A 12,822-nucleotide genomic window follows, 5' to 3' on the forward strand; every position below is an offset into this window, starting at 1 on the left:
ATCGGTGGTGGCCACAGAAGAGCCCGAGCGCATTTGCTAGCGCCTGCTAAATGCGTCGGGGGCGAGGACGCTCCGGCTCGCTTTGAAGAGTTGCTTGCAGTTGGGGATTCTTTGTTCCTGGCAGGCAGCGCAACAAAAAAGGCGGCCCGACTCGCAGTTGCGAATCGGGCCGCCCCGAACCGTCATTGACCAAGCCTCACTATCGACTCAGGGTTTCCCCTCTGAGTCTTCCATTACTCAGCTCAGTTGCAGCAGCTATCGGCAGCACCGCAGCTGGGCTCTTCAGCACAACCGCAGCTGGGCTCGCAAGCCACGCAGACCGGAACTTGCTTGCAGATGATCTTCGGGCAGCAGATCGTCTTGGTGTAGCACTCGGTGCGGGGGACGCACTTCATGACCTTGATCGTCTTCTGCTCGCAGACCGGCTTGCACACCGTGTAGCAGACGGTCTTCGAGCGTTGCTCAGGGACCATCTTGCAAACTTGGTAGGTGCAGGTCTTCTGCTCAGGAACCATGTGGCAGACCTTGTAGCAGCAGGTCTTCTGTTCCGGAACCATCGTGCAGACCTTGTAGCAGACGGTCTTCGAGCGTTGCTCAGGGACCATCTTGCAGACTTGGTAGTTGCAGGTCTTGGTTTCAGGAACCATCTTGCAGACTTGGTAGTTGCAGACGCGTTGTTCCGGAACCATGTGGCAGACCTTGTACTCGCAGGTCCGTTGTTCCGGCACCATCTTGCAGACCTGGTAGTTGCAGGTCTTGGTCTCGGCTACCATCTTGCAGACCTTGTAGCAGACGGTCTTCGAGCGTTGCTCGGGGACCATCTTGCAAACTTGGTAGTTGCAAGTCTTGGTTTCCGGAACCATGTGGCAGACCTTGTAGGTGCAGGTCTTCGTCTCAGGAACCATCGTGCAGACCTTGTAGCACTCGGTGCGGCTGCGGGTTTCGCAGACGGTCTTGCAGCAGTTGATGGTCTTCTCGATGCAGCAAGGAACCCAAACACGCTTGCAGCACTTGATCGGCGGGCCTTGGCAGGTCAGCGTTACGCACGGACCTGGCTTGTAGACGCACTTGCAGAGGCAAGCGTCCCATTCGAAGGTACCGACGCTGGCGACCGTCTTCTTGCAGACAGGGCGTTGGACTTCGTAGGTTTGCGTCGTCCAGTTGCCGCTCTTTACCTGGATCGTCTTGGTGTAGGGAACCTGCACCGCGACCTGGTATTGAACTTCACGCTGACGGGTTTCCCAAACCGGCTTGCAAACCGTGTAGCAGCGGGTCTTGGTTTCCCAAACCGGCTTGCAGACGGTGTAGCAGCGGGTCTTGGTTTCCCACACTGGCTTGCAGACCGTGTAGCAAACTTCCTTCTGGTGCGTTTCCCAAACCGGCTTGCAAACCGTGTAGCAGCGGGTCTTGGTTTCCCAAACCGGCTTGCAGACGGTGTAGCAACGGGTCTTGGTTTCCCACACTGGCTTGCAGACCGTGTAGGTGCGTTGGTGCGTCTCGTACACCGGCTTGCAGACGGTGTAGCAGCGGGTCTTGGTTTCCCACACCGGCTTGCAGACCGTGTAGCAAACTTCCTTCGACCGCGTTTCCCACACTGGCTTGCAGACCGTGTAGGTGCGGGTCTTGGTTTCCCACACCGGCTTGCAGACCGTGTAGGAGCGTTCGCGGGTCTCGTACACCGGCTTGCAGACCGTGTAGCAGACTTCCTTTTGGCACGTCTCGGGTACCATCCGAGTGACGTTGATCACTTTGTCTTCGCAGACGCGGTCATAGACCGTCCGCGTGCAGGTGATCTCTTTTTGTTCGTAGACCTTGCAGCGCACCGTTTTGTAAACGGTGTGGCAGTCTTGTTGGTGGCTACACGGGACAACCCCGCTGTAGCGAGCAACACCGCAGTACCCAGCCCAAGCCGGCGACGCCAGCATAGCCATGGCGAAGACTGCGAGCGTCGCTTTACGCAATTGCGCTCTCATTCCTTTGCCTCCCTTACCTGTGAGTCGACAGAGACTCGTGTGTAAAACTAGACGGTTTGGTCAAGACGGAACGTTTTCCCGTCCCCAATAGATTCGGAAGTTACAGCCTTCGCCCCTTAGCCAGATCGCGTCAATTTCGCATGACACGCAGGTCACGCAGGCCTTCCAACCCCTACCACCTGCCTTGTCGGGTTTGCGCTGTCAGAAAAGTCGACTTCCGAACGTGCAGATGCGCGAAAAGGACGGGTTACGGCGAACTCTAGCGATCGATTGAAGTTGCTCGATCGAACGGCCGGTGAGTGTTGTGAGGAGGCGCTGGATCGCGCGAAACGACGCATCTGCCGTAGGGGTAAAGATCCGCGAAATGGAGCGCCCCGTCGGCGTCGGAGACGCCTCCCACAAATCCGTTTGCGCACGGCTTTCGCACCAGGGCGAATGTCGCAAGTCGTTCCCAGGGTTGACGATGGGCCATCGCGGTCGGTTTACGGTTCGCTTGCTGGCATCCTGAAGTTGGTCTAGAGTGAGTGGCGAAGGGGCTGGCCGCCAGCGTGGTGCCCGGTTCCCCCTCCCCTGCTCCCACCTTCCCGCCGTGAGCCGCCTGGCATGAGCTCGTCGAAGCCGCCGAATTCCCGCTCGGAATCGGGCTCCGTCCCCGCCGCGGTTGTCAACCGGCTCAGCCTCTACTTGCGAGAGCTGCAGCACCTGGTGGCGGAGGGAACCCAGACCACTAGCAGCAGCCAACTCGGCGAGCGGTTGGGGTTCAGCGATGCTCAGGTGCGGAAGGACCTCGCCCACTTTGGGGCGTTCGGGCATCCAGGCGTGGGGTATCGCTGCGATGAGCTGATCAGCGAGATCCGCCGGATCCTTGGCACCGACCGGATTTGGACGGTGGCGCTGGTGGGCGTTGGTAACCTCGGGCGGGCGTTGCTGGGGTACAAGGGATTTGAGTCGCAGGGCTTCCGCGTGGCGGCGGCGTTTGATTCCGACCCCGCCAAAGTCGGTTGGGAGGTCGAAGGAATCAAGATTCGGGCGATCGAGGAGATCAGCCAAGTGGTGATCGAGCGGGCGATCGACCTGGGGATGGTCGCCGTGCCGGCGCCGTTTGCCCAGGCAGCTGCCGATGTGCTGGTGGCGGCGGGGGTTCGCGGGATTGTGAACTTCGCGCCGGTCTCGCTGACGCTGCCCGAAGGGGTGAGCCAGGTGAGCGTCGATCTGGCCCGCGAACTAGAGCAAGTGTCGTTCGCGGTGGCGAGCCGGCTGCGGGCGGAGGGGGCTTAGATAGAAGCCACCGGCTCTGCCGGTGGACGCGTTGCGGCGGGCGCTGCGTTCTTCGAAGTTCGTCCACCAGCGGAGCCGGTGGCTTTTAAATGAACGCGGTAGCGGAGCGCGGCGTCAGTCTGTAGATTAGCGGCTTAGGCGTTACCCCGTAGTGTAATGGTAACACTAGGGATTTTGATTCCCTCATTCAAGGTTCGAATCCTTGCGGGGTAGTTTGCGACGGGAGTCAGGCGCCAGGATGCGTGAGTCGGTAGTTTCCGACTCTTGTGCCCTGGCTCCTGGCTCCCTTTTTTTGTTTCCAGCCGTGGGGTGAAGCGTGGCCGAGTTTTTTGATTCCGACGTTGCCAAGTTCGCCGTCGCCGCCGTTCGCGAGGCGTCGATCCTCGTGCGGCGCGTGCAAGCGGAGATGATTGGCGAGGCGATCACCAAGGGCGACAAGTCCCCGGTGACCGTCGCCGATTTTGCGGCCCAGGCCATCGTTGCCCGGCGCTTGGCTGAGCGGTTTCCCGACGCAGTGCTCGTGGGGGAAGAGAGCTCCGGCGCCTTGCAGGCCGAAGAATCGCGGGCGACGCTTGAGCAGATCACGCGATTCGTCCAATCGGTGGAGCCGACCGCCACGGCCGAATCAGTATGCGAGTGGATCGACCGCGGCTCGAACGAAGCGCCGGCGACTTTTTGGACGCTCGACCCCGTTGACGGGACCAAGGGGTTCCTCCGGAAGGATCAGTATGCGGTGGCGTTGGCGCTCGTGGAAAACGGCAAGGTCGTGCTCGGCGTGCTGGGGTGCCCGGAACTCGAAGGCGGCGCTCGCGCCGCTAAGGGTGGGGCCGGCTCGGTGCTATTGGCTGGACGCGGGCAGGGGACGTGGGTGCAATCGCTCGCCGAGCCGAACGGCAAGTGGACCCGGCTGACGGCGTCGAAAATCAGCGATCCGGCCGAGGCTCGGCTACTGCGGTCGGTCGAAAAATCGCACACCGACGCCGACAGCATTGGCGACCTGGCGACGAAGCTCGGCGTCACGGCCGATCCGGTGCCGATGGACAGCCAAGCCAAGTACGCCGTCCTCGCCGCGGGCGGCGGCGACGTCATCTTGCGGCTCCTCTCGCCGAGCCGGCCCGATTACCGCGAAATGATTTGGGATCAGGCGGCCGGTTCGATCGTCGTCGAAGAGGCAGGCGGCCGGGTGAGCGACCTCGACGGCAAGCCGCTCGATTTCTCGCATGGGCGGACTTTAGCGACGAATCGCGGGGTGCTGGTGACGAATGGGCCGCTGCATGAGGCGTTTTTGGCTGGGTTGAAAGAGATTGGGGCCTAGGGGGAGGCGTGCGGTTGTGCCGCTCCGGCGGGTCGTTGACCCGCGGCTACCGGTGGTAGCCTATCTGGACGATTCCTGGGGGAACCGTTAAATTGCAGGGCTCCACTTGGCTCGCGCGGCCTCGGGTAAGTGGACTATCGAAGGCCGAGAATGTTCCTTTGCTAACGCCGGACGCCCGCGATCGCCCTGTCGGTCGCATTCACGGGACTTAGCCGGCGTGCCACTGTCAGGAGTTTGCACTGTGTCGACGACCCTCGTCAAAGAGTTGGTAGAGTCTGGCGTTCACTTCGGCCACCGTTCGAGCCGTTGGAACCCGAAGATGCGGCCGTACATTTATGCTCGCCGCAACCTGATCCACATTATCGACGTCCGCGAAACGATCCGCGGTCTGCTGCGGGCCAAGAAGTACCTGTCGGACGTCGCCTCGCACGGCAGCCTGATTTTGTTCGTGGGCACCAAGCGTCAGGCCCGCGAAACGATCCAACGCGAAGCCGAGCGTTGCGGCATGCCTTACGTCGCTGACCGTTGGTTGGGCGGCACGCTGACGAACTTCCGCACGATTCGCGACCGTCTCGGCCGCCTCGAGCAACTCGAGAAGATTCTCAACAGCGAAGAGATCAACTCGTACTCGAAGAAGATGCAGTCGACGCTCACTCGCGAGTACCGCAAGATTTACCACAACTTGCACGGCATGCGGACGATGACCCGTCTGCCGGAGTGCATGGTCGTGGTCGATCCTCGCAAAGAGAAGAACGCGATCAAGGAAGCCCGCAAGCTGGGCATTGCCACCGTGGCCCTGATCGACACCGACTGCGATCCCGACCTGGTCGACCTGCCGATCCCCGGCAACGACGACAGCATGCGGTCGATCGAGCTGATCGTGAAGATCCTGGCCGACGCGATCGCCCAGGGGAAGATTCAGCAATCGGTTCAGCAAGCCCACGCCCAACGTGCGGCGATGGTCGAACCGGCGAAGGACTAGTTTCCGGCTGTTTCCGATCGATTCTGTAAATCTTAAAGCACAGGCAATAAGATCTCACGCAAAGGCGCGAAGGCGCAAAGAAATGCGTGGGTCAGTTGTCTTTACTTTGCGTCTTTGCGCCTTTGCGTGAGATGTAAAAGAAGCATAGAGGAGTAAACGTTATGGCCGAGATTACTGCGGCATTGGTGAAGCAGCTGCGTGACGAAACGTCGCTTCCCATGATGGATTGCAAGAAGGCGCTGACCGAAGCTGGCGGCGACATTGAAGCCGCGAAGCGCAAGCTTCGCGAAGACGGCGTCAAGACGATGGCTGCGCGGGCTGATCGCGCTACCGAAGAAGGTCGCATTGGCGTTTACGCCAGCGTCGACAAGAAGGTCGGCGCCATGGTCGAGCTGCAATGCGAGTCGGCTCCGGTTTCGACGAACGAAGACTTCGTCAAGCTGGCTAACGACCTTGCCCTGCAATTGGCGACCGGTCCGGGCGCCAAGACGGCCGACGAACTGTGGGCTCAACCGTCGCCAAGCCGGAAGGGGCTGACCCTGAAGGATCAGAAGGACGAGCTGGAAAACAAGATCCGCGAAGTCTTCCGCCTCGCGCGTCTCCACCGCGTCGATAACTCGGCTGGCGCCTTCGTCCACATGGCGAAGATCGGCGTGCTGGTCGAGGTCGAGGGTGGCAGCGACGAACTGGCGAAGGACGTCGCGCTGCATGTCGCCGCGATGAACCCGAAGGCCGCGACGAAGGATTCGCTTGACCCGAAGCTGGTCGCCCAAGAGCAGGAAATCCAGAAGGAACGTGCTCGCCAGGAAGGCAAGCCGGAAGCGATCATCGAGAAGATGATCGAAGGCCGGATGCGGAACTTCTACGCCGAGAACGTCCTGGAAGAACAGCCGTTCGTTCGCGACGAAACGCAAACGGTCGGCGCCCTGGCGAAGGCGGGCGGCATGAAGCTGAAGAAGTTCCACCGCTGGACGCTGGGCGAAAGCGCCGGCACGGCGAGCTAAGCGGCCGCCTCTAGCGTTGAAAATAGCGATAGCCCCGACCAAGCTTGGTCGGGGCTATTTTTATGCGCGGCGTCGGTTGGGTGCGTCGTATTTCTAGCCCCGGGCTCCGCCCGGGGGTGACGTAACCTCACGAGCGACAACGTCTACCGAAATGGTTGCCGACCCCCGGGCGGAGCCCGGGGCTAGGTCGCGGCGATGCGCTTTAATACGCGAAGCGATCGCAAAGAAATGCAATTTTCTTCTTGGCGGTTCTTTGCGCCTTCGCGCCTTTGCGAGAGAATGCTGTCCTCGCCCCACCCCAGGTGACCCGATGAAAACCGCCGTTATGTCTCAACCTGCGCCCAAGATCACTTCCGGCCCCTACAAGCGGATCATTCTCAAGCTCTCGGGCGAGAGCTTTGCCGCGGCGGGCGAGCGGGGGATCAGCATGGAGGAGGTGGTGCACATCTCCGCGCAGACGTACCGGGCGAAGCAACAAGGGGTCGAGATTGCCATCGTCATCGGCGGCGGCAACATTTTGCGAGGCGCCCAGTTCATCGCGGGCAACTCGAGCGTTCACGAAGCGACCGCTCACTACATGGGCATGCTGGCGACGGTCATCAACGGCCTCGCGCTGCAGGACGCGCTCGAGTCGCTCGGCTGCGAGACGCGGTTGCTCAGCACGCTTAAGTGTGACGGCGTTGCGGAGCCGTTCATTCGCCGCCGCGCTCGCCGCCATTTGGAGAAGGGCCGCGTGATCATCCTGGCCGGCGGCACTGGGGCTCCGTTCGTTACCACCGACACGGCCGCCGCGCAGAAGGCGCTCGAGCTTGAAGCCGACATCTTGATGAAGGCGACCCGCGTCGACGGCGTCTATAGCGACGATCCGGAGAAGAATCCGCACGCGGTTTTCTATCGCGATCTGACGTTCGAGCAAGTCCGCAATCAGAACCTACGGGTGATGGACCCGACGGCGATCGCCCACTGTATGGAACACAACCTGCCGATTTTGGTGTTCAACTACCGCACCGACGGCAACATCGAAAAGGCCGTCCGCGGCGAGCAAATTGGCACCCGCGTGACGAGCGGAAAGAACTAGGAACCAACGAGTAACGAATAAGCTAAATTCTCTACGTCCTCTTTGCGCCTTCGCGCTTTTGCGTGAGATCATTCGAACTAAGTCTCACGCAAAGGCGCGAAGGCGCAAAGAACTCGAAGGGAACAGCAGGAGAAAGAGCGATGGGTTCGGATGAGATCTTGATGGACGCCGAAGAGCGAATGGAGAAGGCGATCAACAAGTTGAAGAGCGACTTGACCGGCATTCGCACCGGACGTGCCAATCCGGGCCTCGTCGATTCGCTCCGCGTCGAAGCGTACGGTTCGCAGACGCCGATCAAGCAGATCGCTTCGGTGAGCGCTCCCGAGCCGCAGCAACTCGTCATCCGCCCGTTTGATCCGTCGATCATCAAGGATATCGAACGCGGGATCATCAACAGCGACCTGGGCCTCGCGCCGAATAGCGACGGCAAGGTGATTCGCCTGAACATTCCGCCGCTCTCGGGCGACGTCCGCAAGAAGATGGTCGCCCGCACCAAAGAGCTTTCCGAAGAAGCGAAGATCGCGATCCGCAACGTCCGCCGCGACGGTAACAAGCACGCCGACACCGCGGAGAGCGACGGCGAACTTTCGGAAGACGATTGCAAGGGGCTCAAGGACGAGATCCAAGAGCTGACCAAGAAGTACGAGAACGCCGCCAACGACTTGGCGAAAGCGAAAGAGACGGAAGTGAGCGCCGGCTGAACGGTAAATTCTTTCTGAGGTGAAGCGAAGTCATGCTCGAAAACCTTACTCACGATGAGCAGGCGATCAGGACTTACTACCTCACGGAAGATTTCAGCAGCGGCCGGAATCTCTTTAACGAACTGCCGTACTTGGCGCCGGTGGTGATTCTCACGTTGATGCCCAAACGCATCGAGGGCGACGTGAGCTTATATTTGGCGCTGGCGTACCTGGCGGTCGTCTTTCTGTGGCGAACGGCGGGGACGCGCTGGATGCGGGCGACGGCGGGGTTGGTGAAGAAGTACGAAGCGAAGCTCGCCGAACCGCCGCAGCCGGCGGTGAAGCCGCGGTGAGCTTGTCCTCGTTCCCACGCTCCGCGTGGGAACGCTCTCTTCGACGCTCTGCGTCATTCGTTCATGCATGTGTTGGTTGCTGGAATGCCGCGGAGCGGCGAGGAGTGCGTCACGACGCGGAGCGTCGGACGAGCGGTTGCTAGCAACCGCTCGAACCTCTATTGGCGGTTCTGTTCGCTGCGGTTTATACTCCCGCCGGAACCACCCGACGTTCTGGCTGCGCTGGTCAACGATTGGCTGCGCGGCGACCCAGTTTTTATCGCGTGATTCGCACTCCCCGCGCGAATCGAGCGACGACGAGCACTGCCCCCTTAGCCGGAGGACCACGTCCCCCGGGCGACCGGACCGCGTGGCGGTCCGGCTATTGGGCCGGCAAGTGCGAAGCTTCGTCGCTTTTGATTCACTGCAGGTGCATCACGCCGGTTTATGGAGAAACCGCCATGTCTAGCACGGATGCTGAAGCTGCGATGCGCGCGGCTGAATGGAAACATCGCTTTGTCTGGTTTGGCATTGCCGCCACGGTGCTGGCGATCGCCGTTCTGATTCGCATGTCGCAGGGCGACGTCGCCGTCCAAGCAGCGGCTCCGCAAGCCGCGGCCGCTTCGGCGCCGCGCTCGGCGGAAGAATCGCAGCCGCTGCCCCGTCCCGGTCGTCCGACGCATGACGTCATGGCGCTGATCAACGGCAAAGACATCAGCCGGAAGGATCTGACCGACGCCTGCGTCCAGCGTTACGGCGAAGACGTGCTCGAGAGCATCGTCAACAAGCGGCTCATCACGAACCACTGCACGAATCACAACATCACGGTCACGCAGGCGGAAATCGACGCCGAGATCGACCGAATGGCCAAGCGTTTCCAACTCGGCCGCGAGCAATGGCTCGAGATGCTGCAGAAGGAGCGGGGCGTCACGGCGGCGGAATATGCCCGCGACATCGTGTGGCCGACCCTGGCGCTGCGGAAGTTGGCTGACAAGCAGCTGCAAGTGAGCCAGGAAGAACTGCAGAAGGCCTACGAGCAAGAGTTCGGTCCGATGGTCCGTGCTCGGCTGATTGCCGTGGGCAATGCCGAGAAGGCGAAGCAGATTCATGCTCAAGTTTCGGCCCATCCTGACTCGTTCGCCAAGGTGGCGATCGAGCAATCGGAAGACGTCAACAGCGCGAGCATCGGCGGCATGATTCAGCCGATCCGCCGCCATGTGGGCGACCCCAAGATCGAGGCCGAGGCGTTTCGCCTGCAGCCAGGCCAAGTTTCGGCGATCATCCCGGCCGCTCAGCAGTTCATCATTCTGAAGTGCGACGAGCACATTGCGGCCCAACCGATGCCGATGGCCCAAGTGCAGGATCGGCTCGTCGAGCGGATCAAGGAAGAGAAGCTGCGTGACGCCGCGACCGGCATCTTCGAGAAGGTGCAGCAAACGGCCGTCGTGCAAAACGTTTACAACAATCCCGAGTTGAGCAAGACGATGCCGGGCGTCGTCGCGACGGTGAACGGCGATCGCATCACGATGCAAGAGTTGGGCGCCGAGTGCTTGCTGCGTCACGGCGAGGAAGTGCTTGAGGGCGAGATCTCGCGGACGCTGCTGGAGCAAGAGCTCAAGGCGACTGGCGTCACGGTGACGCAAGCCGACATCGACGCCGAGATGGTGCACGCTGCTGAATTGGCGGGCGTCGTCGACGCGAAGGGAGACGCCGACCTGCCGAAGTGGATTGAAACGGTCACCGCCGAGCAGGGCGTCTCGAAAGAGCGTTATCTGCGTGATTCGGTGTGGCCGTCGGCGGCGCTCAAGAAGCTGTCCGCGAAGGGCGTGCAGGTGACTGAAGAAGATATCGCCAAGGGTTTCGATGCGAACTACGGCGAGCGGGTCCGTTGCCGGGCGATTGTGCTGAGCAATCAACGCCAGGCGCAAGACGTGTGGAACAAGGCTCGCCAGAATCCTTCGCTGGAATACTTCGGCGACCTGGCGGCCGAATACTCGGTTGAGCCGACGAGCAAGGCGTTGCGGGGCGAAGTGCCGCCGCTGGGCCGTTACGGCGGTCAGGACACGCTGGAGAACGAGGCCTTCAAGCTGCAGAACGGCGAGCTGTCGCAGATCATCCAGTTGGGCGACAAGTTCATCATTCTCCGCTGCGAAGGTCGCACGGAACGGATGGACATCGAGCTGAAGGACGTCCGCGAAATTCTCCGCCGCGACATTTTCGAGAAGAAGTTGCGGATGACGATGGGCCAGAAGTTCGAGGAAATCAACTCGCGGGCTCGCGTCGACAACTACTTGGCGGGAACGACGCAAGATCCGGCGCCGAAGCCGGGGGCGGTTCGCGAGGATACGGCGGTACTGCCGACGGCGACTCGTTGAGCGATTTGCCGGGTCGAATCGAGCTAGATATGCTGAAACGAGCGGCGCCTTCGCTGGCGCCGCTCGTTTTCTTGTTTAAGGAGTGGGGGCGATGCAGTTGGAAATCTCGCCCGAGAACGCGGCATTCTTGCAATCGCAAGTTGCCGCCGGACGTTTCCAGTCGCCAGATGCTGCATTGGAGGCTGCGATTGCATTGCTGAAACGCCGGGTAGAACTTCGCGAGCATGTCCTAAAAGGTTGCGATCAGCTTGATCGCGGCGAATACATCGAGTTAGATGACGAGGGCCTTGAGAAGTTCTTTAATGAGCTGTTCAACATCGCCGGCGTCTAGGTTCCGCCGTCCCGCCGACTAGGCGCTTCGCGTAGGCTCGCGAACCTGAAGCCGGTATACTTGTGTCTGCTGAGACCGGCTACGAGACATTCGTCGCGTTTGTTGCCGGTTGCTCCGGCGGGTCGTTGACCCGCGGCTACCTATTCCTTGTGTCACTTCTAGTTGCCGTCCATGTCGAACTCCGCTGACGAAACTTACCCTCCGTTCAAGGTTCAAATTGCCGAGCGGGTGACGCGGCTGCCGCCGTATCTATTTGGCCGCATCAACGGGATGCTCCATACCAAGCGGCGGGCAGGGGACGACGTCATCGACCTGGGGATGGGCAACCCGAGCGATCCGCCGCATCAGTCGGTGATCGACAAGCTCTCCGAGGCCGCGCAAGACGAGGGGAACCACGGCTACTCGAAGAACATCGGGATCGTGAACCTTCGCCGTGAGGTGGCGAGCAAGTACCACCGCAAGTATGGCGCGCGGCTCGATCCCGAGAGCGAGGTGATTGTGTGCCTCGGTTCGAAGGAAGGGTTCAGCCACATGTGCTTGGCCCTCATGGGGCCGGGCGACACGGCGATCGTGCCGGCGCCGTATTTTCCGATTCACGTCTACTCGGTAGCGCTGGCGTCGGCGAACGTCATTTCGCTGGAGGTCGCCAACAGCGAAAAGTTCCTCGCCAACATTGCGTACACCTGCGAGCATCTTTACCCGAAGCCGAAGCTGCTCGTGCTGAACTACCCCCACAACCCGTCGAGCGTGGTGGTGGAGCAGTGGTTCTTCGACGAGGTGGTGAAACTCGCCCGCAAGTATGGGTTCATGGTGCTGAGTGATTTCGCCTACGCCGACGTGGCTTACGACGGATACCAGCCGCCGAGCTTCCTCGCGTCGAAGGGCGCCATCGACGTCGGCGTCGAGTTTACGACGATGAGCAAAGGCTACAACATGGCCGGCTGGCGCGTCGGCTATTGCTGCGGCAACGCCGAGATGATTCGCGCGCTGGGGACGATCAAAGGGTACTACGACTACGGCATGTTCCAGGCGATTCAGATCGCCGCGATCGTCGCGCTGCGGAACACCGACACGGCGGTTGAAGAGCAGTCGAAGATTTACCAAGGTCGCCGCAATGCGTTGTGCGACGGGCTGTCGCGGCTGGGCTGGAACATCACGCCGCCGAAGGCGGGGATGTTCGTCTGGGCGCCGATCCCCGACCTCTGGCGGCAGCGGATGAGCACGATGGACTTCGGCATGATGTTGCTCGAAAAGGGGAACGTCGCCGTCAGCCCCGGCAGCGGTTTCGGCCCGGCGGGCGAAGGGTATTTGCGGATGTCGCTTGTCGAGAACGAAGAGCGGCTGAAGCAGGCGGTGCGGCAGATCAAGAACTGCCTCCGCGACGCCGAAGCGAACTTCTCGACGAAGCCGCCGGCGGCTCAGCCTGCGGCGACTTAAGCGGGCGAATTGAACCACGACGGGGTTTTGAGTAAGT

At 61.1% G+C, this 12,822-nt stretch carries 11 protein-coding genes and 1 tRNA gene; 11 read left to right on the top strand and 1 reads right to left on the bottom strand.

Annotated elements, in window-relative coordinates; genetic code table 11:
* Positions 1 to 242 precede the first annotated feature (242 nt).
* On the bottom strand, positions 243 to 1,973 hold the full coding sequence (locus PLANPX_RS05675; protein WP_152097799.1) for a hypothetical protein: 1,731 nt from the start codon (positions 1,971 to 1,973) through the stop codon (positions 243 to 245).
* A gap of 603 nt (positions 1,974 to 2,576) precedes the next feature.
* Here PLANPX_RS05675 and PLANPX_RS05680 point away from each other — a divergent pair.
* From PLANPX_RS05680 to PLANPX_RS05730, 11 genes are all read left to right on the top strand, one after another.
* The gene (locus tag PLANPX_RS05680) at positions 2,577 to 3,251 is read left to right on the top strand and encodes a redox-sensing transcriptional repressor Rex (protein ID WP_152097800.1); all 675 of its coding nucleotides are present in this window, start codon (positions 2,577 to 2,579) and stop codon (positions 3,249 to 3,251) included.
* Between the two features lie 142 nt (positions 3,252 to 3,393).
* Positions 3,394 to 3,464, top strand: a tRNA-Gln gene (locus PLANPX_RS05685).
* A 103-nt stretch (positions 3,465 to 3,567) separates the two neighbouring features.
* On the top strand, positions 3,568 to 4,566 hold the full coding sequence (locus PLANPX_RS05690) for a 3'(2'),5'-bisphosphate nucleotidase (RefSeq protein ID WP_152097801.1): 999 nt from the start codon (positions 3,568 to 3,570) through the stop codon (positions 4,564 to 4,566).
* Positions 4,567 to 4,807: 241 nt separating this feature from the next.
* Entirely contained in the window at positions 4,808 to 5,548 is a 741-nt protein-coding gene (gene rpsB / locus PLANPX_RS05695; RefSeq protein ID WP_152097802.1) for a 30S ribosomal protein S2, read from the top strand.
* A 161-nt stretch (positions 5,549 to 5,709) separates the two neighbouring features.
* The gene (tsf, locus tag PLANPX_RS05700) at positions 5,710 to 6,552 is read left to right on the top strand and encodes a translation elongation factor Ts (RefSeq protein WP_152097803.1); all 843 of its coding nucleotides are present in this window, start codon (positions 5,710 to 5,712) and stop codon (positions 6,550 to 6,552) included.
* 310 nt (positions 6,553 to 6,862) lie between these two features.
* Complete coding sequence (gene pyrH, locus PLANPX_RS05705; RefSeq protein WP_232536307.1) at positions 6,863 to 7,630, top strand: UMP kinase; 768 nt, start codon at positions 6,863 to 6,865, stop codon at positions 7,628 to 7,630.
* Between the two features lie 140 nt (positions 7,631 to 7,770).
* Positions 7,771 to 8,331 carry a ribosome recycling factor gene (frr, locus tag PLANPX_RS05710; protein ID WP_152097804.1) on the top strand — a complete coding sequence of 187 codons (561 nt, stop codon included), beginning with the start codon at positions 7,771 to 7,773 and terminating at the stop codon, positions 8,329 to 8,331.
* 32 nt (positions 8,332 to 8,363) lie between these two features.
* A complete protein-coding gene (locus PLANPX_RS05715) occupies positions 8,364 to 8,663 on the top strand; it encodes a hypothetical protein (RefSeq protein ID WP_152097805.1) in 300 nt (99 codons plus the stop codon).
* A gap of 440 nt (positions 8,664 to 9,103) precedes the next feature.
* Positions 9,104 to 11,017 (top strand): peptidylprolyl isomerase, encoded by a 1,914-nt coding sequence (locus tag PLANPX_RS05720; protein ID WP_152097806.1) that lies wholly within the window; start codon positions 9,104 to 9,106, stop codon positions 11,015 to 11,017.
* A gap of 91 nt (positions 11,018 to 11,108) precedes the next feature.
* Entirely contained in the window at positions 11,109 to 11,348 is a 240-nt protein-coding gene (locus PLANPX_RS05725; protein WP_152097807.1) for a hypothetical protein, read from the top strand.
* A gap of 171 nt (positions 11,349 to 11,519) precedes the next feature.
* Positions 11,520 to 12,785 carry an aminotransferase class I/II-fold pyridoxal phosphate-dependent enzyme gene (locus PLANPX_RS05730; protein ID WP_152097808.1) on the top strand — a complete coding sequence of 422 codons (1,266 nt, stop codon included), beginning with the start codon at positions 11,520 to 11,522 and terminating at the stop codon, positions 12,783 to 12,785.
* Positions 12,786 to 12,822: the final 37 nt, after the last annotated feature.

Source organism: Lacipirellula parvula, assembly GCF_009177095.1.
In the GTDB taxonomy this organism is placed as follows: Bacteria; Planctomycetota; Planctomycetia; order Pirellulales; family Lacipirellulaceae; genus Lacipirellula; species Lacipirellula parvula.